The organism is Parasphingorhabdus sp., assembly GCF_048267785.1.
In the GTDB taxonomy this organism is placed as follows: domain Bacteria; phylum Pseudomonadota; class Alphaproteobacteria; order Sphingomonadales; family Sphingomonadaceae; genus Parasphingorhabdus.
This window is the reverse complement of record NZ_JBLWWU010000004.1, coordinates 26,951-49,932: the sequence shown is the minus strand read 5'-3', so window position 1 is coordinate 49,932 and position 22,982 is coordinate 26,951. Positions and strand designations below refer to the sequence as shown.

The 22,982-nt window shown below is 50.7% G+C and carries 18 protein-coding genes; 3 read left to right on the top strand and 15 right to left on the bottom strand.

Translation table 11 applies throughout. From position 1 onward, the window contains the following. Positions 1 to 40 precede the first annotated feature (40 nt). From ACN0VD_RS04490 to ACN0VD_RS04480, 3 genes are read left to right on the top strand one after another with little or no spacing between them, the layout of a single operon-like run. Positions 41 to 745, top strand: coding sequence for a polysaccharide biosynthesis/export family protein (locus ACN0VD_RS04490; protein ID WP_417592057.1), 705 nt, complete (start codon positions 41 to 43; stop codon positions 743 to 745). 38 nt (positions 746 to 783) lie between these two features. Next, complete coding sequence (locus ACN0VD_RS04485; protein WP_417592055.1) at positions 784 to 2,958, top strand: GumC family protein; 2,175 nt, start codon at positions 784 to 786, stop codon at positions 2,956 to 2,958. Positions 2,959 to 2,982: 24 nt separating this feature from the next. Continuing rightward, entirely contained in the window at positions 2,983 to 4,167 is a 1,185-nt protein-coding gene (locus tag ACN0VD_RS04480; protein WP_417592053.1) for a hypothetical protein, read from the top strand. A 225-nt stretch (positions 4,168 to 4,392) separates the two neighbouring features. Here the strand turns inward: ACN0VD_RS04480 and ACN0VD_RS04475 are convergent, their stop codons facing one another. The 15 genes from ACN0VD_RS04475 to ACN0VD_RS04405 all read right to left on the bottom strand — a co-directional run bounded on the left by ACN0VD_RS04475 (position 4,393) and on the right by ACN0VD_RS04405 (position 22,982). Then, positions 4,393 to 5,514: an acyltransferase family protein gene (locus tag ACN0VD_RS04475; RefSeq protein WP_417592051.1), complete on the bottom strand. Its 1,122-nt coding sequence runs from the start codon at positions 5,512 to 5,514 to the stop codon at positions 4,393 to 4,395. Between the two features lie 136 nt (positions 5,515 to 5,650). Continuing rightward, positions 5,651 to 6,850, bottom strand: coding sequence for a sugar transferase (locus ACN0VD_RS04470; protein WP_417592049.1), 1,200 nt, complete (start codon positions 6,848 to 6,850; stop codon positions 5,651 to 5,653). 48 nt (positions 6,851 to 6,898) lie between these two features. Next, positions 6,899 to 8,107: a glycosyltransferase family 4 protein gene (locus ACN0VD_RS04465; RefSeq protein ID WP_417592047.1), complete on the bottom strand. Its 1,209-nt coding sequence runs from the start codon at positions 8,105 to 8,107 to the stop codon at positions 6,899 to 6,901. Beyond that, complete coding sequence (locus ACN0VD_RS04460) at positions 8,104 to 9,579, bottom strand: heparinase II/III family protein (RefSeq protein WP_417592045.1); 1,476 nt, start codon at positions 9,577 to 9,579, stop codon at positions 8,104 to 8,106. Before ACN0VD_RS04460 ends, ACN0VD_RS04465 begins: the two co-directional genes overlap by 4 nt. A gap of 242 nt (positions 9,580 to 9,821) precedes the next feature. Beyond that, complete coding sequence (locus ACN0VD_RS04455; RefSeq protein WP_417592043.1) at positions 9,822 to 11,936, bottom strand: bi-domain-containing oxidoreductase; 2,115 nt, start codon at positions 11,934 to 11,936, stop codon at positions 9,822 to 9,824. 62 nt (positions 11,937 to 11,998) lie between these two features. Further along, positions 11,999 to 13,981, bottom strand: coding sequence for an asparagine synthase (glutamine-hydrolyzing) (gene asnB / locus ACN0VD_RS04450; RefSeq protein ID WP_417592041.1), 1,983 nt, complete (start codon positions 13,979 to 13,981; stop codon positions 11,999 to 12,001). Further along, positions 13,982 to 15,199 carry a hypothetical protein gene (locus tag ACN0VD_RS04445; RefSeq protein ID WP_417592039.1) on the bottom strand — a complete coding sequence of 406 codons (1,218 nt, stop codon included), beginning with the start codon at positions 15,197 to 15,199 and terminating at the stop codon, positions 13,982 to 13,984. Between the two features lie 4 nt (positions 15,200 to 15,203). Then, on the bottom strand, positions 15,204 to 16,538 hold the full coding sequence (locus tag ACN0VD_RS04440) for a hypothetical protein (RefSeq protein ID WP_417592037.1): 1,335 nt from the start codon (positions 16,536 to 16,538) through the stop codon (positions 15,204 to 15,206). Between the two features lie 52 nt (positions 16,539 to 16,590). Further along, positions 16,591 to 16,947 (bottom strand): acyltransferase, encoded by a 357-nt coding sequence (locus ACN0VD_RS04435; RefSeq protein ID WP_417592035.1) that lies wholly within the window; start codon positions 16,945 to 16,947, stop codon positions 16,591 to 16,593. A gap of 134 nt (positions 16,948 to 17,081) precedes the next feature. Next, positions 17,082 to 17,933, bottom strand: coding sequence for a phytanoyl-CoA dioxygenase family protein (locus tag ACN0VD_RS04430; protein ID WP_417592033.1), 852 nt, complete (start codon positions 17,931 to 17,933; stop codon positions 17,082 to 17,084). Between the two features lie 39 nt (positions 17,934 to 17,972). Further along, positions 17,973 to 19,175 (bottom strand): hypothetical protein, encoded by a 1,203-nt coding sequence (locus ACN0VD_RS04425; RefSeq protein ID WP_417592031.1) that lies wholly within the window; start codon positions 19,173 to 19,175, stop codon positions 17,973 to 17,975. Positions 19,176 to 19,333: 158 nt separating this feature from the next. Next, positions 19,334 to 20,383: a pseudaminic acid synthase gene (gene pseI / locus ACN0VD_RS04420; RefSeq protein ID WP_417592029.1), complete on the bottom strand. Its 1,050-nt coding sequence runs from the start codon at positions 20,381 to 20,383 to the stop codon at positions 19,334 to 19,336. A 3-nt stretch (positions 20,384 to 20,386) separates the two neighbouring features. Further along, entirely contained in the window at positions 20,387 to 21,076 is a 690-nt protein-coding gene (locus tag ACN0VD_RS04415; protein ID WP_417592027.1) for a formyltransferase family protein, read from the bottom strand. After that, positions 21,073 to 22,206, bottom strand: a complete 1,134-nt coding sequence (gene pseG, locus ACN0VD_RS04410) for a UDP-2,4-diacetamido-2,4,6-trideoxy-beta-L-altropyranose hydrolase (protein WP_417592025.1) — start codon at positions 22,204 to 22,206, stop codon at positions 21,073 to 21,075. Before pseG ends, ACN0VD_RS04415 begins: the two co-directional genes overlap by 4 nt. Further along, positions 22,191 to 22,982 (bottom strand): SDR family NAD(P)-dependent oxidoreductase, encoded by a 792-nt coding sequence (locus ACN0VD_RS04405; RefSeq protein WP_417592023.1) that lies wholly within the window; start codon positions 22,980 to 22,982, stop codon positions 22,191 to 22,193. Before ACN0VD_RS04405 ends, pseG begins: the two co-directional genes overlap by 16 nt.

Genomic DNA, 22,982 nt, shown 5'->3' with positions numbered 1-22,982 from the left:
GACAAATCGCTTAACGGGTTCGAAGTTTATGGAATTTACAATGATCAAAAAATGCTTTGTACTGGGATGCCTTATATTGCTCTCATCCTGTGGGCAGACCATTTTGGGTAATAGTGTCGACGTTACGCACGTTGCGGGGGACGGGTTGCCCGAGCCGACGCGGGTTGATTTATTAAGTTCCAATCGTCCCTATTTGATTGGCCCATTCGACAAGCTGAAAATTGATGTTTTCGGGATTGATGAATTGAGCAAGGAGGTTCAGATCGACGCCAGTGGGCGTTTGTCGTTTCCGTTGATCGGTGTGGTTGAAGCATCTGGTATAACGCCGGGCGAACTAGCGGACGAAATTGAACGCAGGTTGCAAGGGCAATATGTTCGCAAGCCGGAAGTTACGGTCAACCTGCAAGAAACGGTCAGCCAAGTAATTACGGTGGACGGGCAGGTTGATAAGCCCGGACTTTATCCGGTTGTTGGGCGGATGACTCTCATGCGCGCGGTTGCAACAGCGGGTGGTACTTCGGAATTTGCCAAATTGAATGATGTGGTTATATTCCGGAATGTTGACGGACAGCAACTTGCTGGTTTGTATAATTTAAAAGCCATTCGTCGGGGTAATTACAAGGATCCTGAAGTGTTTGCCAATGACGTTATCGTGGTCGGTGATTCACAAGCAAGAAGACTGTTCAAGGATTTACTCCAAGCATCGCCATTAATTACTACGCCGCTCATCATATTGACACGATGATGGTTCTGCAGATTCATATTTGTTAAAGATTGAGTAGAATGACCGAAAATCAAGACGAGGTTCTCTTGGGCCCGGATTCCGAAAGCGATACCCCAGAGGGAGCGGTCACCTTCCTTCACTATTGGCACGCTGTGCTGCGGCACAAGATTGCCATAGCGTCAATAGTCGCGGCTTTTGTTACGCTGGGCATTATCATCACATTGCTGATGACCCCCTATTTTACGTCGACCGCGAGAATAGAAATAGATCGGGAGCAAGATAAAGTAACAAATGTCGAGGCTGTTAGCTCTGGAGAGAATGCAGGCATGCAGCTTGAATTCTACCAGACGCAATATGCGCTTCTTGAATCTCGGTCGCTTGCCGAACGCGTTGCCAGAACAAGAAATTTCACTTCAAAAGACAGGTTTTTTGAAATTTTTGGCGTTGAGCCTGATGGTGGCTTGCTGTCCGGAACCGGAAATGCACAATCTGCGGCTCAGAGAAACAGACGGCTGGAACTGGCGACCCAAATACTGATAGACCATGTCGATATCATTCCCGTGAAAGGTTCAAGTCTGGTTGATATCAGCTTTGAAAGTCCAGACGCGGCGTTGTCGGCCGAAATCTCAAACGCATGGGTCGATGAGTTTATCGCATATAATCTGGACCGGAGATTTAATTCCACTTCCGACGCCAGGAAATTCCTTGAAGAAAAGCTGGCAGAGCTCAAGCAACGGCTGGAGGATTCCGAACGTAATCTATCAGGCTATGCCGATAGCAAGGAAATCATCACTTTATCCACGACACAAACGAACGAGGGTAAAACCGTTTCTCAAAAAACCCTCGCATCGACGAACCTTGAAACACTTAACAACGAGTTGGCGCGGGCGACCGCAGACCTCATTGCAGCAGCTAGTGAAGCGCGCCAGTCATCGGGGGATAAAAACGCGCTGAACAATTCTACCCTGAACATCTTGCGAGGAGAGCGTGCGACTGTACAGGCCGAATATGCACAGTTGATGACACAATTTGAGCCTGGCTATCCCGCCGCAAAAGCGCTCGAGTCCAAAATTGCGGCCTTGAACAAAAGTATTGCGGCCGAGGAACGGCGTTCACGGATCGGAACAAATGCCCGATATCGTGAAGCCGCGGAGCGGGAGCAGAAATTACGCGCACAGGTGAACCAGTTGAAAAACCAGTTCCGTAGTGAACGCAGGGATTCCTTCCAGTATAATATCCTGCAGCGTGAAGTGGATACCAATCGGCAACTCTACGATGGCCTGTTGCAGCGATACAAGGAAATTGGCGTTGCCGGCGTGGGCACCAATAATATTGCTCTGGTTGACCGGGCCAAGCCATCCGACAGTCCTTCCAGTCCTTTGCTTCTATTGAATCTGGCTTTGGCAATATTTGTCGGTCTGGCCGTAGCTGGGGGCTATGTTCTGATAGTTGAGCAGCTTGACCAGACAATCAAAGAGCCAGCCGAGATGAAAGGCAAATTGGGGCTCGCTTCGCTGGGTTCCATCCCCAATGTCAGCAAAGAAGACATTCTTGCCAGTCTGTCGGATAAAAAATCGGTTGCGTGGGAGGCTTATCTGTCAATCACCACCAGTCTTACCTTTCTGACCGATCATGGAGTTCCAAAATCCCTCCTGTTGACCAGTACCAGACCAAACGAGGGGAAAAGTACGTCTGCGCTGGCTCTGGCGACTGTTCTGGCGAGTTCGAAGAAGAGAATTCTCATGGTGGACGGAGATATGCGCAATCCGTCTCTCCACTCGATGCTTGGCGAAAAAAATATTCACGGACTCAGCAACTATCTGGCTGGGGATGATGATCTCGACAAATTGATCCATAAATCTGATGTTTTCGGATTTGACGCGATGAGCGCCGGTCCAATTCCACCCAACGCTGCAGAACTCCTTAGTGGTAACCGCATAATCGAACTGATCGCTAAACTCGGTGAAAGTTATGATACGGTTATTATCGATGCCCCGCCGGTTCTGGGCTTTGCCGACATTCCATTGCTGGCCAGATCAGTAGAAGGTGTAATTTACACGATTGAATCTGGAGGGGCAAAGCTCCGCGATATACAATCTTCCATCCAACGGATTCGGAATGCCCACGCTCATATTTTTGGCGGAATTATAACTAAAGTTCAACAGCAGCCGGGCTATGGTTACAGTTATGAATATCAATATAGCTACGGCAGCAAAACAGCGGAAGAGGTGTGAGATTCATCGACGATTGACCCGCCAATGTTAAGAAAAGTCGTGATTTGGGCGATAGCTGTCGTGATAGGTTCTCTGTCAGCCCTGTCAGCAATTGGCGCTATCTCAAAGAACAAGGCTCCGGATCTTGCAATGGCTGTTGTGCCACTTAACGGCTTTGCAGCGGAGACTGTTTCGTCAAATCGGGTGAAGTTGGATATTGCACAGAATAATGGCAATTTTGCAAATGTCGTTTCTGACAAAGCGCTGAGGCAGGCTAAAAAAGCTTTTGAGAGAGAGCCCCTGACCCCAGAAGCTGTCACGGTGATTGCCCTGACGACGGACAGCAATCGCCAGCGTCAACTGATAGAGCAGGCCTATAACCTGTCCCGCCGCGAACAATTGGTGACCGGATGGCTGATCGTGAATAGTGCTGCAGAAAATAACATCCCTTCGATCCTTCGCTATTATGACAGTGCTCTGCGAACCAGTTCATCCTCTGAACCCATAGTGCTTCCCATCTTGGCAAAGGCGCTTGAAAATGACGATTTTGTTGATCCCATGGCGGACTTTCTGGGCAACAAACCACCATGGGTAGAGAGCTTTTGGCTACAAGCGTTGGCTACACCCGAAGCAATCGATAATGCTGCGGAATTGAGAAAAGCGACGTTTAATCGGGGAGAACGAAACGGAACCGAAGCTAGGGATTCCAGAATTATTCAAGCTTTGATAAGGCAACAGCAATATGTTTCCGCCGAAGAATTGTACGATTTGTTCACGGACTCAAAAAATCGTAAATTGATTATTCGAAACGGGAATTTCGCATCGGAAAATGATTATCCGCCTATCGATTGGCAGTTGACGATGAACGGACAGTTTGGCGCGTCTATTGCTGATGGAAAACTGAAAATGAGCGCGATCGGAGGTTCTGGGGGTGTGTTTGCGCGTCAAATCATCAAGCTACCAAAAAAGTTGCTGCAATTGCGTGTCGCATTGGATCAAGCCATACCGAGCAATGCACATTTGTCGCTCGATCTTGCTTGCGCGGAGAAAAACATAGCAAAATCAAATCCGATAAAAGTAAGACTTCTTGAAAAATCGGTTATCAGTAAAATCAGCAATGAAAAATCCGAATGTCAATATTATTGGCTTTCTGTCGTTGGCAGATCCGACGAAGGCCTCGATGGATTTGACCTTTCATTAGATTCTATATCTCTTAGACCCATAGTTTAATCTGAAATCTTTGCCGTGATGCTGCCTGCTTATAGCTGTAAAATATTATAGCCAGAGCTATGAACCTGCCGGTATCGCCTGATCAGTATCCGGTTGACAATTTCTGATAACTTCCAAGATCTGACGGGAAACACCCGTGTCATTATTTCGTTCAAAACCATAATATTCTGCGTAGCAGATTCCCGTTCGCTGAGAGGGAGCGGACGAGCACTGGGTCTCGCCCGATTATTGGGTGGGACTATCTTTTCTATATTTTTTGATGAGAACAAAATTCTCAACTTTGGGTGCAGCAAATGCTGCCAATGTGATCGCCAGCAGGAACGCCAACGCGGCGGTTATAGAGCTGAGTAGGGGCCGATCTAAGATGTTGGGCTGAACGATACCAAATATGAACAATAAAATCGGCAGGTGGGTCACGTAAAGAGTATAGGAATATTGCGACGATGTCGGCAGCCACGGTTTGAAGGATACCACGCCTATCACAATCAGATATAGGAACGCGGCAAACGACAAACCCGAGCAAAGATTGAAAGCTACCAAGAGATATACCGTTAAATCGGAAGGTGTCGCCGTAGTTGTCGCCTGGAGGCAATATAGAGTGCCAATGGCTAGGGCCATGATGCCGCTGCTGATAGCACCGGTATATGCGATGGGCTTGACGTTGATTTCGTGATTATGGAGCATTGCTACGACCGCGCCAGCAAACCAAATGATCGAATAGATACCAAATAGAGTATTCGAAAGAGCGAGACCCACCAGAATAGCGATGCCAATCGGTAATCCCAGTCTTGGCCGCCAGGCAATGAAACCGGCGACTACATAGTACCAGACCTCGAATGATAAGCTCCACAACGGACCATTCGCCGAGATATTTTCAACAACGAAGCCGTTGAGAAATATTAGCGTCCCCGCCACCTCTGGAAAGCCAACAAAAAAGCCATCTCGCGCAATAAAACTTCCTCCCGGGAGGAAGTCATGTGATCTACTGGGGAAAAAGTAAGGAGCCAGCACGAACAGGGCAACGACCAAGACTATCGCGAACACCAAGGGCGGATAGATTCGATTGAAGCGGTCTCTCGCGAACGAGCCTATTGAAAAGCCACTGGGTCGAGCAGAATTTCGCGTTATAGATTTTGTAATCAGGAAACCGCTCAAAACAAAGAAAATCATAACCGCAGCTTGTGCCATTAAGCCGAATACTGGGAACAGATTTGGTGAAACTGGCGCAATGAATACCTGAAAGCTGTGACCAATCAGTACTGCCAGTGCAGATAGTCCCCTCAACGAATCCAATTGGAGCGACACATGTTGGTCGAATGATCGATGCTGGGTCAGTAGTGATGTCATATTCCACCCTTGGCAGCGATTGGTTCTAGCGTCAAATTCCAAAATTTTTCACTAGATAACCTGATTTTTGGTACAAAATAATCAATATTTGGGGTGAGTCAGAACTCGACAGCAAAGGAGAAATTTCGAGGGTTGGTCAGATGATTTTGTCTCCCTGCCCCTTCCCGGTCGCAGTCGCAGCCGCGATTGATAAATCAGGAATCAATCCTCTTAGTGCGATATATCTGGCGTCCCACCGCGACAATAATTCTGGGGTGCTCATGTCGATATTATTGATTTGCGCCAAACCACTGATCCCCGGTTTGATCCTGAATACGCCAAGATGCTTGCGGGCACCAATCAGCTCCTCCTGATTGGGTAGGCACGGACGAGGTCCAATGAGGCTCAATTCGTTTCGCAGAATATTGATAATCTGCGGCAGTTCATCAATCTTGGTTTTGCGGAGAAATGCACCCAGTTTGGTCACCGAAGCTGACGAAACCTCATGGGTTCCCAATTGCTTGGTACCAATTTTCATGGTGCGAAATTTATAGCAAGTGAAGGGTTCTGTGTTTCTGCCGACGCGGACTTGCTTGAACACCCCTGGCCCGGACGACGTCAGCTTGATCGCTATCCAAACCAGCAGCATCATCCAACCCATAAAAACAGTCACTAGCAGAACGAACATCAAATCTATCAGCCGCTTCGTTCCGGAATAAAACGGGTTATCCGACTTATCGTCTGAAAGAATGACCGGATATTCTTGTCCATCGACCGCAAACGGCCCAAGCAGATAATCAACTATGGCGTCCACATGCAAAGTTGGCTTCAAGGCGGCAATTGGAAGGAATAATCTTCCCGCCAAAGAGTTGGGTAATCTGTTGAGAATTGCCAGTTTCCCTGCCCAGCGCTCGCCGTAAACAGCGGCCAAATATATAGTATGTACCTTTATCCCATCTAGACTTGAAAGCGCATGGATGCCCGCGCGCTTGGAACGGGCATAAACCGAAGAGTTTGTCTCGTCCAAAGCATGGATTGACGATGCGTTTATAAAATGTCGAATGCCAGCAGCTCGAGACCGGGCGGCAATTTCCATCAAGAAATCGACATTTACAGATTGATATTCCGCATCAGACAAGTTCGAATTTGTGTTCGCGACAGCGAGGTGCAGCAATATGTCTGCACCTTTACCGAGAGCCTCCATCTGATCGTAATCGCAAGTTTGGAAATCGGGGAAAAGCGCTTCCATCTGTTTCTGATTTCGCCCCACCAAAAGCAGATCTATTCCCCGCTTGGCGAGCCGGGGGACAAGCAACTGCCCTACGAACCCACTTGCTCCGGTTATTACAATTTTCATAAGTAAGCGTGCTCCATCGTGAACCGTTTCATAATGTGGGTCGACAAATCAGGTCCCAGATTTCGAAGAGGAAATAAGCGTGAGCATTTCTTTGGCCATGCGATCCATGATTGCAGATCTGGCATAGGCATGACAGAAATCCGACCGATCTACATGAGCAGGAGCCTTGACAGCCTTTTTCACGGCAGCGATCATGCCATTGACATCACAGGGATCAAAAACCTCGGCATGCGGCACATGCTGTTTCAAAAAATCAGCCGCATGACCGGCCACTCCCGCAACCACGGGTTTTCCAGTTGCGGCATATTCGAAAATCTTGGACGGTAGAACCTTTCTGAATGCGTCATAGTCGTTCAGATGGAGGAATAGAATGTCGGCCTGTCGATATTCCTCAAGGAGCTCTGCTCGAGGGACAGGAGAACTTGTTTCGACCACGCCGTCGGGTAGGCCTGTTTGGTCGAGCATGGAGTGTAAAAGCGGCGCCCGCCCGCCGCCTCCAACCACGCGAAACCTTGCAATATCCTGCAGCGCGACAGCAGCTTGAGGGAGGATGTGATGCAGACCCTGACCTTCTCCAATATTTCCGGCATATAAAATACAAGGCAGCGAGGTCGGGTCCGTTGACTTGGTGGTTTTGCGAAAATCGCTGGTCAGGAATATCTCGTCAATCCCGTTTGTGAAAACAGAAAATTTACTGCTGGACGTGATGCCGCAAAGATGATCCAGAAAGCCCTCGGAAACGATGCTCATCCTCGTTGCTTTTTGAAAAGTTTTCTTTTCGAGCCATTTGAAGACCGGCAGAAGATGACGGGCATGGCTGCCGCTCAGTACGTCATTCATAGTGTCCAGGAAAAGATCGCGAATATCCAGATATAGCGGTAGTTTTAGTCGTCGTGCCACATGCGCACCCAGAGCCGCAGTCATCAGACGTGACGATGTGGCATAAACCATATCCCAATTATTGCCCTTCGTGAGGTCCAGGACCTTTTTCGCAAATTTCGCGAACGCGACGGACTGATCGCGCATCCCGCTGTTGTGTGCGGGAAGTTCTATCCGTTTTATCCGGAGCCACCCGTGATCTTCAATCGCATCAACGGTGTCGGCGATTTGCGAATAGCGGTTGGGCTGAGTTGTGATCACATCTATTTCGAGTTGCTCGTGACCGAGCCGCTTCAATGCATCGACCAAAGCGGAAGTACGAAAAGAACCCGCACTCAAATCGGGAGGGAAATAGAAGCTCAAGATCAGTATTTTCAAAACCCGCTCCATTTGAATGTCGTCTGATTGGATAGAGGTGCTTCCCCTGCCAAGGAAATACGAAGGCACTGGCTCTCGATGGACATACCGAATTCCGGGTGCCAGCTACTCTTCGCAATCTCAATTCCATCAATACAGGATGCTATGACTGTCGCCAGTTTCTCACCGTTCTTGTGGACGATATCAATTTCGTGTCCTTGGCCCGGCGCCGCTTGCACATCTGGGTGCAGGTGAAAATTGATCTCTGCAGTATGGCGGCCCCGCCCATCAACCCGGTCTGTGATTATTAGCTTGTTGTGATCAAGTTTCCAGTCGCGTCGGTGCAGGGGACGTCCGGGTAGATGGCTATAGCCATTGTGGGTGGCGCCGACGACCAGGGCTTTCCCTGAAGCATCGCTATAGATATTGCTGACCTGCGCACGCCGACCCACCCGGAATCCGCTCCAGACTTCCGACGAATTGTGCGCGTCGATAGCAAGGGTTGAGTGTGCCGCGGTTCCCCGCTGCTGCTGCCGCTGGGCATCGGTTCCATAAACGGAAGTTCCACCATTGACGACAATGCGCTGATTTCCCAATGACCATTCAAAGCTGAGCGTATCTGCGTGGGCGTGGCCGGGCAAATAGGAGGGACCGACTTCAGCCACATCAACAATCGCCACTGCCTGTCCTTGCGCGAGGCGGCAATAGCCGCTTTCAGGCAACAGGTGTAATCCTTCGTCGAGCGACAATGGCCGGTTTATATCGAGATTTCGGGCATAGTCATAGAGCTCGCTATTCTCCGGAGCTATCCCGAAAGCGGCGTCATTGAAAAACGCGATGCGACCGTCGGGGTGAGACATTGTTTGAAGCCAGCTTAGCATTCGGGGCAGATGGGCAGCCCAATTTCCGGCTTGTGCCAAAGCATCAGGAGGCAAAAATGCTTCGTACCGCCGGGCAATATTTATCAGGTCCAACAAATCCTCGACTGCGAGGGCATGATACATCGGACTGAGTTCGAACTGTCCGCCATCAGCCAAGATTTGTTCTCTCAATTGGCGGTCAAGAATTGACAAGCCGGTGCGCAACCAGTCGTCCGCCTCGACGCCCTCGAAAAACAACCCGGCAAAAACCAGAGCCTTGGCGTTAACAAACAGATGATTGCCGAGAATATGCCATTCAAGCCGGCGGGAAAGATATCTCACCTGTGTTGCAAGACTCTCTATCATTTCGGGCGTCAGGCCGAATTTGATGGTCTGCGCCCATTTGATCCAGTTCACGATGCGCAGGGAAAGCGGATATGGTTCCCACCCACTGCCCTCAGCGGGCGGATTTTCAACGATCCAACGGCTTAACAGAGCGTGATGCCAGGCACGGCGCGATTCCGCACCGGCTGCGTTCAGGTCATCAAAATAGTGCAGATTATAGCGTGTAAGTTTAGGGATATGCTGGGAATCCCATCCATGTTCACCAATATCCCACCGGTTTCCCAGCACGTTAAATTCAGTCGCTCCTGACAGGCTTGGCCGACGCCTTGCTCCATCGACCCACGGCCCGGAAGGAACGCGCAGTGCAGGTGGGGGCGATAGATCGGGGTGGGGTTTGTGCAATTTGAACATGACGCGGCCGATAATTTGCTCGCGACGCAAATATCGCACCGTACGAAATAGTCGAAAGAGATCAGACGGCTTCAATGCTTGGCTCCAATCGTTGGCATCGCCCCGAACGCCTCAGATGATCAATCATTTTGCTCCTGAAGGATTTCGCTGACTTCCAATGAAACCCTGGCGACCTCGAATAATTCGTCTGCTGGAATAGGCGATGCATCGCCAGTGCCAATTGCAGACAGAAAGGCCTGCACGCAGGCCTTCTGCCCTTTGTCCTGGCGCATGAGGGACATTTTGCGGAAACCCGGCCAGTTGAAGCCTTTGAGCTTCAGAAAGTTATCGAGTTGCAGTGTGCGTCCTTCGCAAAAGACTTCAATCCGTTCCTTGGGAAACGCTGCACCACCATTTGCCAGATAATGTATCGTCCCGAACGAGCCGTCGGCGAAGCCGAGAATGATGGCTGCCTTGTCATCTACCTGAGGTTCTGCAGCGGTGCGGCCCATGCGCCGAGCTTGAACGGACGTCACAGGACTGCCAGCAAGGAACCGCATCAGATCGATATAATGGCATGCTTCTCCCACGATACGCCCACCGCCGATTTCCGGAGATTGTGTCCAGTGGTCCGCCGGTATTGCGCCGGCATTCATGGTCATTACAAAGGTTTTCGGAACTGACACTGTCGAAACCAGCTGCTTCATTTTTTGTATCTGGGGGGCAAAGCGGCGATTAAATCCGACAAGCAATAGCCCATCGGATTCGCTATGAGCCGCTTGTACCAATTCCAGATCCTCGGCAGTCAAGGCCAATGGCTTTTCAACGAATACATGCTTGCCAGCGCGCAACGCCTGAGCAGTCATTCTAGCATGGGTATTGTGTTGTGTGGCTATAACCACGACATCGATTTCGGGATTGTTCAGCAGTTCATCGGTATCTGACGTCGCTGTTTCAAAATTATTGCGTTCTCCATGTATCACACTGCTCAAACCACCCGACGATGCGAGGCTGTGCATATTGGCCCCTGCCGCCTTGAACGCCGGAATCAGAACGCGTGAACCATAGTTCCCAGCGCCGATCACTCCCACCGCCGGGGCACCGGTGATCCTTGCCACAGAAGGAGGACGAAGAGCCACGCTGCTCACCTGGCGAGCGGGGCCTTTGGGGTGATCGTAGTTTAGTATCAGTCCCAGAGCGGACTTGTCTTCGGACAAAATCTTGTACGCATCGATCGCGCTCTCAAATGGAAACCGGTGTGTGACTAGATTGGAGACATCAATTTGGCCGCTAGCCATCAGATCGAGCGCGGCTTCGAAGTTGCGTTGTTCCGTCCAGCGTACCAATCCATATGGATAATCCTGCCCGCCTTCTTCATATGCGGCGTCATAGCGGCCCGGTCCATAAGAGCAGGAAACCTGAAACGACAGTTCCTTTTCATAAAAGTCGGCGCGGCTCAATTCCAGTCCGGTCACGCCAACCAGAACAATCCTTCCCCGCTGGCGGCTCATTTTTGCAGCCTGGCTCACCGGATCGCTCGACTTGGTTGATGCTGTAATAATTACGCCATCCACGCCATGACCGCGACTGAATGCCATGCCTGCCGATATAGGATCTTCTCCCGCGCCGGGATTGCAGGTTTCTGCACCAAAGCTGCGCGCCAGTTCCAGCTTGGCCGGATCAAAATCAATCGCAAGTACTCTGCAGCCATGAGCTCTGAGCATTTGAACGGTCAAAAGACCAATCAGTCCCACTCCGGTAACAACAAATGCTTCGCCCAGAGTTGGTTGTGCGAGACGAATTCCCTGCAGACCGATTGCCGCTACTACAGTGAATGAAGCCGTCTCATCGGTGACCCCGTCCGGGATTTTTGCGGCCAAGTTTGTCGGTACGCGCACGATATCGGCGTGCGGGCCGTTGGAAACCACCCGGTCATCGGGTTGGAAATTTCCGTTCCCGGTAGCCAGTCCTATAACCCGTCCTACATTGCAATAGCCAAGCGGCAACGGTTGCCCGAGTTTTGAACGTACTGCTTCTACAGTGGTCATTAATCCGTCAGTCTGAACCTTTTCCAGAACCTGCCGCACTTTGTCGGGTTGCTGGCGTGCCTTCTGAATCATGTTGGCCTTGCCAAAATCAACAAGCATCCGTTCGGTCCCGGTGGAAATCAGCGAGACAGCGGTTTCGATCAGTAGATGATTATTCCGTGGCTGTGGCGCGGGAGATTCGACAAGGCGGGTTTCGCCATTCGACATATCTTGCAATATTTGTTTCATAAATCAGTGATAAGACCTAAATCTAGAGAGGTTCCCGGAAGTCATGCCGCGTTTGCGTTATTGGCTGAATACTTCCGGTTTTCAGTATCGGTCCCCCCTAGATTATTGCGGCACCATAATTCAAGACACATCATTGAAAGGATAGTGTAGCTGGCATCTTTGCGCCCCGCCACATCATCAGCGATCAGCGCCTGAACGGCGTCGGGATTGAAAATACCGCGTCGGTTCAGACTTTCAGAAGACAGGAGGTCCTGCATCATTTCGCGCAACTCGCCGCGCAGCCAATGCCGCAACGGCGCCCCGAATCCGGCTTTCGGGCGGTAGATGACGTCATGGGGCAGATAAGGCTCCATGGCTTTTTTCAATATCCATTTGCCTTCCTTGCCCCGCTGCTTGAGGTGATGGGGGATAGTGGCAGCGTAGGAAACAAGCTCGAGATCGAGAAATGGAACACGAACTTCGACGCTGGCAGCCATCGACATTTTATCGGTGTAAATCAGATTATGCTCGGCGAGAAAAAAGCGCTGTTCGAGGGCCAGGATTTTGTCGATGTCATCAATTCCCTCGTCCATCTCCTCCAGATAATCGAGCATCGGCCCGGTAAAGTCCACGTCACTGACCGCCGCCCGCGCAGAATCCGACAGGAGTGCGAGAATATCACTCCGGGCCGTCCATGCGAAATAATTGATCAAGCGCTCATCGCCATTCAGTGCAAAGCCCGAAAGAAATTTGGCAACCCTGCGCTGAAACGGATTTTTCTGATTTAGCAACGAGCTGCAGGAACTGAAACCGCGGCGCACTGCAGTGGGAAGATGCTTGAAGTGGCGATCAAATGCTACCGCTCGATGGCGACGATAGCCTGTAAATAAATCGTCACCGCCAGATCCCGATAACAGAACCTTGATCCCCTGCTCCCGCGCAAGTTGACAAATATAAAGCACGTTCAAGCAGGCCGGATCTGCCAGCGGTTCCTCCAGCTGGGCCACCATCATCTCGAGATCTCGCGCCATGGTATTGGGATCAACCTTTACCAATTCCAGGGGAACGCCAAGATGGTCTGCTACACGGCGGGCATAGGGGAGATCATCCGGGGTACCTTCTTCCGGCCCACCCGTGGGGTCAATTGTGAAACATTTGATATCGGGCGCATGTTCCCGGGCGAAAGCAACCACTGCACTGGAATCCAGACCCCCGGAAAGAAACGCGCCGACTGGTACGTCCGCTATCATCTGTCGATGGACGGCGTCGCGCAGATGCGTGGCGGTGTTCACGATGGTCTTGTGCACGTCCTGGGAAACCGGCTGCGGCTGCAAGGTGGGTGACCGGAACCATTGCCATTGGCGGTCGATTCTGCCGGCCTTGATGGTGATCGCTTCGCCTGGGGCCAGCGTGCGAATATTGGGCGAAGGCGTCTGCGTGCCGGGATTCCACAAAAAGGTCAAATATCGACCGACAACATCCGCTGCCGGAGCGTCTGAAGTAACCCCCATGGCAATGAGCCCGCGAACTTCGCTGGAAAAAAAGCAGCCATTCTCGTTTTCAGTATAATATAGCGGTTTTACCCCATAGGCATCGCGTACGATTGTTACCTGGTCAGCGGCACGATCATATGCGGCAAATGCGAACATCCCGTTGAGCGCGTGAACAGCGTCCAGTCCCTGAATTTCCAGAAGTTGCAGCAATACTTCCGTATCGGAGGTACCGCGAAATTTGTAACCTTGCCCTTCCAGCTCTGCGCGAAGATCCAGATAATTGTATATTTCGCCGTTATAGGACAGCACCATGCCATTTTCATTGTCCGGGTTTTGCATCGGTTGCGCGCCGGTTTCATGCAGATCGATGATGGACAGCCGGACGTGCCCCAGGCCGATCCGATTATCAGCATCCTCGAAAATGCCGCTGCCGTCTGGACCGCGATGCCGGATGGCAGCCAATGCTGCTACAAGGTCCGGTTTTGCATGTGATGGGAAGGCTGTACGATCCGTTTTTCCCGGTCGAAGGGAATATCCTGCTATGCCACACATTTAGGCGGTACTCCGCTGCGGCTGCACCGGAGTAGATGAGTTTCTGGAGCGGGATGTGTGAAGACTCAGCAGCGCCGCCGGACCGATAATGAAGATAAGAGCGACGGTATCCACAGCAAGGGTGAAGCCAAAAAAACTCTGTACGATCGAATAAAAACCGAAACCAAACAAAGTCATTCGCTGTTTTGACGGCAGTTTTAATTGGCTGGCCTTGAAGGGAAATGCCGCCAGGTAAATAAATACTGCAAAACCCACGAGCCCCCCGACTGCAATATAGTTGGCTATCGACATATGAAAATAGCCTTTAACTTCTCCCGATTGTGAAGATGCAAAGCCAAGATCCCATTCATATTTGAATCCAGAACCAGATCCGGTGAGAATCTCCATCACAGTCTTACCCTGCCAAAAGCTCTCAAGCTCGCCAAATCGGCCTGAAGAGCCAAGATAAAGGTCAAATTGGTCAGAAAACGGATTGATATAGTTAATCCGGGCCACTGTTGTTGAGCTTCCTGCCCCGTCGGCAATGACGTAAAGAAATACGCCCAGCACGATTAAGGCCAGAAGACCGGCAATAGCCGAGTATAGCAATCGGCCGCCTGCGCTGAACTTGATGAGTCTGATGAATGCGAGCGTGATTAGCATCGCAAAAAGGACGCTCCGTTTGCCTTCGAGGAAGATCATCACCAGTGCGGCAAGCAATAATAGAGGATGGCCGTTGGCGAACATAAAGATTGCTGCGTAGGCAATTGATGTCTCGCCGATACCGGGATACATCGGCCCAAGAATTCCCGAATAATATACTGATAGGCCGAGAATATGCATTATCATAACCAGCTTCCAGAATCGCTCTGAGGTTATGAAAAATAGCAGATAGCTTCGCCCGATCAGTAATAGATAAGCTATCAATGGCAGTACAAAATACCGTAATCCTCCTATCGGGTCTTCCGTATTACGAACGACTCCGATCGCGAATATAAATACAAGGAATCCAACGAGAGAAATTACAAATACAGGTTCCGGGACACGGACATTTAATGCGAGTAGAAAATTTGCCAGTGCAAGGCCAGTAAAGATAAGAAATACTGTGTCAAAATAATAGTCCGCAACAAATTCTATCCCCGCAAGACGGAACAGCGTCGCGGGAAACGACAGGATTATCACTAAGCCGATAAACAGGATAAACATCCTGTCGACCAGACTGAATTGACTCAAGCGCATTACGCTAAATTCCTCGTTCGATAGCCTGTCGGAGCGAATTTATCATTTCAGACTGGGGGTTGCGGCCTTGTTGCCAGGATCCATCGTTAATGAATTCTCCGGGCAATAACCCCTCCAACACATGGCGAATCATCAATTTCTGAACTGTGATGTTGTTTTGGCGTGCTGGACATGGCTTTGCAAGCTCTTCAAGCGGCAGCGCTACATTATCTGGCAGATGGAAGGGTGCACTATTCGTATAGACCGGCAGGCCTCTCAGTGCCGCTTCAAACCCGACAGTACCCGTACAAATTATGACTCCATCACTGATTTGAATCAGCTGGTTTGCTGATACTCCGGCATCCACCAGAATTGCATTGCTGCATTCTGCCAGCCGCCGGTAGAATCCGGGGCTACGGAAACCCAATAAATTAGGATGTTCTTTGACCAGAATTGTGTGACTATCGGCGGTAGTTTTAAGCAATTTTAAAACCCGGGCTTCATAGTCGATCCAACTGGTATCGGTACTCCAATAATCGATGGTTGCCTCTGGTGACATCTGTAAAGGCAGAAAAATCAAAGGCTTTTCGAGCGATATAGTTGGCAGATCAGTTCTGTTGCGGGGAATGCATCCATCGTAATCCTGGATACGCAACGACCAATATCGCCGGGCGGTGATTGACGTGCTCCAATAATGATAATTTAGCGGATCGCCGGACAGGCGCCGCCGGGCTTCAAAATATGCCGGCTTGACGAGATTGCGACGCCAGAGCTTTCGGGCCTTTGTTCGCAAGGCATGGGAAGATTTCGGCAGAAAATCCGGTTTGTAACTGGTGCTCAGCAATTGTTCCGTAACAGCGTCTATTTCTTGCTGAGGGACGTCGCGTGCAACAACCCGCTCGCCCATGGCGGTGAGGCGGAAATAGCCATTTATGAAACTGGGGACCAAGCCATAAAAGGGAATGTTCCGGCGTTGACAGGCGAGGTAGAAAATCTGGAGAATATAGCTGTCGACGGTGATTGAGAGCATGGCTCTGGGTTTGTGATGATCCAGGACTTCTTCAATCGCTTGCTCTGCGGCAAGCAATAGCCGCCGGGCTCGGCGCAAGGGAATCGAGCGCAAAAGGCGGCAGCGCAATAGGATATCGGCGATCTGATCCTCGGCAAGACACAGCGGCTGCAAGTCTTCCGAAATATGCTTATAGGCAGCATAAAACGCCGTTTTCAGGCCACCTTGATCGACAGCTCCATGTTCGGAAACATGAACTTGCGACACGTCTGGCCATATTCCTTGCGCAAGATCGCTAAATTGCGCCATATTCCAGGGACGCACATAAACCAGCACAGGGGGTGACACCATTTCTTAGCTACCTTGATTGATCGGGATGCGACCGGGAATCCGATCCATGGCGTTATTGAACCGGCGTGATCGTCGTAATGACACGTGACCGGGCCGATACCACAACCTCACCGGGAGCAACATCCTTTGAGACAATTGCACCCGCGCCAATCACTGCATATTCTCCAATCGTGACCCCGCCCAGTACGATGCAGCGTGCGCCAAGCCAAGCGCCCCGCTTGATCGTTATGGCGCCCGCCACGTGAGGATAGGGTACCGGCTTGCTCAAATCCAGACTGGCAGTTTCAATCGTCACGCCTTTTGAAATACGAACATCATCCTCGAGGGTCACTATTTCCTTTGCGCCGATTGTGCATTCGGGACCAATGGCAACACGGCTGCCGACGCGGATGTTGGAGGGGAATTTCAAATCCACCGACAAGGGACACCGAGACCCGGGGCCAATATCGGGCAATAGTGCCCAGGCACGAATGCGAGCAATGGCTCCGACAAATTTTTGTCGAACAAAACCAGCGCTGATAAAGCATGCTTTAATCAATTTTCTCATGCAGCGTGCAGTCTGTTGATGTAACTATCGAACCGAGCGGCATCAATATATCCATGTTCATAATTATAGGCGCCAATCGGGAAAAGGCTATATTCGAACTGAAGAAGTATGCGTGATTTTGCACGGGCAACCAGACCTTTATGCAGGCCATAGGTGTTTTCAATAAAAGCGGAGCCCGATTTGCCCGTAATCTTCAATACATCATCTGCTGGATAACTGGTTTCGATCTCCGAGTCAGAATATCTTCTGATATCAAGAAACTTTTTATCGTTCTGACTACCGCGAATGAATACGTGCGGACCGGACATCTCATCAACATCGGTCAAGTAAATGAAGAATTTCAGAAAAAGTACATCGTCGACATCGCGGTGATAGTTCTCGGCGTTTTGAGCGGCCTGATTAGTTGCAAAACTGTGCCAAAGTGCGATCTTTGACAGGGTCGGCTTTTTTCCAAAGAAGCTAGAAATAACATCTAATACGATCGGCGTGTTTGCGATTTCCAAGAGATGTGGGCATCGGGATAAAACTTCGCTGCTATAGGCACCGATATTTGACCCGTTGGTGCGGTCGCCGACTTCGAACTGACCAAGTTCGGGGCGATAGGGGTTCTCCACTTTATGATTTGATAGATAGGATAGAATATCCTTGATCTGCGATTGCGATATAATTTTCGGGAGGACCGCAAGCCCATCCTGCCTTATTTGTCCAGTAATGCGTATCGCATCCGGATCTATTGGATCGGGCGCTTGTGGAAGCGTTGCGCCAACCAGCCGGGCAAACTTCCGGCGATTGTCAAAACCTTTTATCTGGCGTTGTGCATGATGCCGTATCTTACCGAGCAAGGCCATGTTTGTAATTCCCTCCAGCTAGACTGAATGTCAAATCTATCATTGTTTGACAACGCGATACAGGTAAAGGCTGCTGCCCGTTACGCCAACAAACAGAATTCCACTCTGGATCACAATGGCCGGGATTGCAGTGAGACCTGCTTCAAATGAAATATGATATGCCGCGACCTTGGCTACCAAAACTGCCGCGAAGAATATATTGGTTATGAATTGCTTGTCGAGATGAAATAGAACAGGTGAAACGGCATTGAATGCTGCTTGGGCAACGATTCCAATCCCGAGAGCGGCAGTAATTATCAGAAGTCCTTCAAACTCTGGAAACAGGATCTGCGCAAAAACGAAAAGAAACCCTATGATCGCAAACCATAAAACCGCGTTCACGAATAGTGAAATATTATATCTGTTGCGCAGGTGCACTAGCATAGTTTTTCGCTCACCTTGCATTAACTCTCCAAAATCAACAACCGATGTCGCGTTAAAAAGCGATGACAAAAGTGTGATCGCCAGACAGAATTGAAAAGCCAGCATGAATGTACCGAGAACAGAATCGCCATACATTTCGGTGATATAGGCACGGTCGATAACCAGTACGAAAAAAGCGAGTATGGTAGAAAAATATGCTTGTGAACCGCTCCGAACGAGCAGCATAAAATTGCGCCACGAAAAATGGGTCCCGGTAGCTTCCTGCAGAAAATCCTTGAGTGATCGATTCCAGAAACGCAATATAAAGAGTGCAGTGAATATGGAGCAGAGAGAAAAGACCGCCAGGGGCTCGGATATGTCGATATCGAGCATCGATCCGGCGGTAGCTGCCAGCACCGCAACCAGAAAATAAAATTCAGGAATCAATATCACACTGAATTCTCTGCGGACCCGCAAATAGGGCTCGACCAGAAAAATAACCACCAGAGCTATTCCCGCAAGCGCCAGAGGCATGTCCATGAACAAGCTGGTAGCAATGATATAAATCAGGCCAAGGACAAGATATGCCGGAGCATATGTTCCCAGATATTTTCCTTTGAGGTTGAAATGGGCATATATGTAACCCTGACTCAAGCCGAGTACTGCTTGATGACAGTTTTTAACGACAAATGCAGCTAAGGCGATTTGTCCGTATTTCGCTGGCAATACCAAATATGCGAGTATCATGTTTATCAGCTGAATTCCGCCCATGAGAACGATCCGGAGCCAAAGCTCCTTCGATCGTCCCGCAAGCATGTGATAAAATTCGGAAAACGTCATCGGGGCGATATTCCGTTCAACTTGATCGCGACCACGTCGGCAAGCGAATAATCTCACTCATGCGGCGTGAAAGAATTATGGTGATCATGACAAAGCTGTTTGTTGCGAAAAGCTCAATCGTACAAGCTTCGGATACAGCCATGCAGGCAATTTCGAGTTCACCCTATTAAATCGTAACTAAGTGGTGTTCCGCGTGCAATCGCGCCGCGCGCGCGCTTGCCCAATACCGTACCCATCAAATGCGGTTGAAGCCCGTAGCCAGGACGAATGGACCGTATATTCTGGCTTGTTAGCTCCTCTCCTTCGGCAATGTCTTCAACGACAAATAATGAACGTCTGAAGACCAGATTCGCCTCTTCGGCAGCTTTGGTTTCATAGGACACCTTGCCAAGCGAGGTCCACGCATTGCGGCAATCGTCGCATAGTCGTCTAAATTCGTCAGGCTCCAGGCTGAAGGCTGCGTCGGGCCCGCCGTCTGCGCGCGCCAAAGTGAAGTGTTTTTCAATCACGGATGCGCCAAGTGCAATGGCTGCTACGGAAATTGCTGAGCCGTGGGTGTGATCAGATAGTCCGCCGACCACGCCGAAAGCCTCCGCAAGATGAGGCATCGTACGCAGGTTGGATTGGTCCGATGGTGCCGGATAAGAACTGATGCAATGCAGCAGAATCAACTCCTCACAACCGTTTTGCCGAGCGACATTCGTCGCTCGTTCAATTTCGCCCATGTTTGCCAGTCCGGTGGAGATTATCATGGGTTTGCCCTTGCGCGCTACATGAGCGATAAGGGCAACGTCATTGGCCTCGAAAGATGCAATTTTATATGCCGGAGCGCCGAGTTCCTCCAAAAGATCTGCTGACGTTTCATCGAAAGGTGTCGAGAACATTGTGACTCCAAGCTCTGCAGCTCGTTTGAACATGTCCTTGTGCCATTCAAAGGGCGTATGCGCCTCCTTGTACAGATCATAAAGTGTGTAGCCGTCCCATAGGCCGCCCTTGATCCGGAACTCATCCCGGTCGCTGTCGATGGTCATGGTATCGGGCGTATAGGTCTGTATCTTGATCGCGTCGCAGCCAGTAGCCGCCGCCGCATCGATCAGTTGCAAGGCGCGGTCGAGCGAGCCATTGTGATTTCCCGATAATTCGCAAATCACATAGGGAGGATGGTCGGGGCCGATCGGACGACCGTTGATAGTTACGGTAGGGTGCATAGTCTAACCTTTGGTTTCACTCGTAGGGATGGCGCCTTGTTTGTCTATGCGCAACGTATATCGAAAGCCCCGATAGTCGAAAAAGGCAGGATAGCGCTCATTGTCGACCACACGCAACAATTCAAATTGTGCTGCTAGCGACTGGTGAGGATCAAGTTGGCTGTCATTCGGGCGACGACGCGGGTACCAACTGGATTCTCCCGATTGCGGACGAGATTCCGGCAAATCTGCAGAATTTGTGTAGTCTAGGCACATTTCGACAATCTTGTTGCCCAGCAGGTCGCGCATCTCGTCATTCAGTTCATGTCCTTCCAAGTAAATTGTATCCTGAAGCACTATTTCACCGGCATCTACTTCTTCGGCCATGTAAATCATCGTCACCGGAATTTCATCCGCCCCTTCCAGGACCTGCCATACTATCGGCGAAAAGCCCCGACCTTTTGGCAAGTCGCTGGCGTGGACCACCAGATTGCGTTCGTTGCGAGCCAGAATCTCTAATGGCGTGATCCGCATGCAGCTCAGATAAAACGCCACATTACCGGCCGGTACATCGTCATAGTCGCGTATCAGTGCGGCCTGATGTCCGGAAGATATAAGGTCTTTCACCAGTCGTTGGGCAAAAGGATCGAACCAGCCAGCCGTATCGACGACGACTGAAACAGTCTTGGAAACAGGCCATGTATCGGTGTTCATTGAACGAGCTCCGGCAAAATATGGGCCAATACGCGCTGGCTTCCCTTCCCATCGCAAACATTCGCAGCGCGAAGTGACCAGCACTCCAGCGTCTCCGGGACTTTGGCTTGCTCTAATCCAGCTTCGAGCTTTCCAGTCCATTCCGGGTCCGACAGATTGCCCAGTAACAATCCTGCCCCGGTTGCTTCAAGGGCCGCGGCGGCGCTGTTCTGATTGTCAGCGACGACAAGCGCCAGAATGGGTAGCCCCAGGCAACATCTTTCCCAAGCAGTTGAACCCATGGCACCGATCGCCAAATCTGCCGATGCCATAAGGGACGCCATATCGGAGACATTCTCCTTGAACTCAGTTGGATAGGGCATTGTTGCTGCCCGCTGCCGGACAGCTTCCTTGTGCGGTGCTGAAGGGCCGAGTACAATTGTGATTTCAGTTTCAATGGGCAATTCAGCATGGTTCAATGTATTAATAACCTTTGAGGTGGCATCATCTGCATCGACGCCACCCATTGAAACCAGGATTTTTCGCAGCGTCGAAGAACGGCGGCGGAGGAGACTAGAGGCGCGTTTTTCAGCAAACTCGGGTTTTAACAGTGCGTATTTCGGGCCAATAAGGGAGATTGTGGAGGGGTCAACCAGCCCCGCATAATCTTCCTCTTTGCGCCCCAGATTCTGATCGAGCAAAACATCGCATGCATGTGTTCGGTTGGCCAGATCGTCTATAGCGAAAATTGGAATGCCAGTCGGAGCTGCCATTGAGTGCCAATCCGCATTGATGGCATAATGGTCAGTAATGACCCGATCAGCTCCGGTTTTCTTGATAATGGTTGCAGTTTGCGCTGCATCTTGTTCAACGGACGTTCCGAGCCAGCCTGTATAGGGGCCGTCGTCTCCTATTCGCGCCATTGCCTCGGACGTGGGTTTCGGTAGCAGGCGCAAATCGTGCCCGCGTTGCGTGATGGTCGGGCCTAGATGACCTTCAAATTCGCGACATATGAAAGTGCATTTTATGCCCATGGCCGCAATGGCGTCGGCCAGTGTAAGGCAGCGCATGACATGGCCATTGCCGATAAATAGCGCAGCATCGCATCGGAACACGACGGATTGCAATCTGGGAGTTACCAACTCGTCCACCCCCCATCGACGGTGAGCGTCGCGCCGTTAACATAGCTGGCGGCCGGAGACAGCAGAAACGTCACTGGTCCGCCGATCTCATGACCCTGACCGACCCGCTTCATGGGAACACTCTGCTCGAGCTTTTCGATAAATTCAGGCTGTTCAGCACAAACATTTGGTGCAGGAAAGGGGCCGGGAGCGACGGCATTGGTTCGCAATCCTTCGGCGCCGAATTCGCAAGCGGAATATCGAGTGAACTGTGCTAGCGCCGCCTTTGCCGCTCCGTAGAAAGGAGGGTTTGTAGCCTGGGGCTGACTGTAATTGGCCGGATTCGGGCTCACCAGGCCGTACATGGATATTATGTTGACGATGCTGGCGTCGCCATGGTCCAGTTTCGCTTTGCGCAATGCTGGCAATGCGAACCGGATTAGGCGCTGGGCTGAAACCACTGCGGAATTATAAGCCGACTGATACTCTTCATCGTGTGCGGTTTCGATTGTTCCCCCGCCGCCTGCATACGCATTATTCACCAATCCATCCAAGGCTTTATCACCGTAGTTCTGGAACCAGTGCTCCGTCGCCTCGGAATCCGTGATATCAAAGATCGCGGTTTCGGCTTTCTGCCCGTTACCGCGGAGCTCCTCACAAAGTGCCTCACATTTGACCGCATTACGACCGTTAACCAGCACGTTCCCACCCGAAGCAGCAACGGATCTCGCCATATGCTGCCCCAAATGTCCGGTGGCGCCCGATATAAAAATTGTCTTGCCGGTCAGATCAAACGGAGGTTGCAT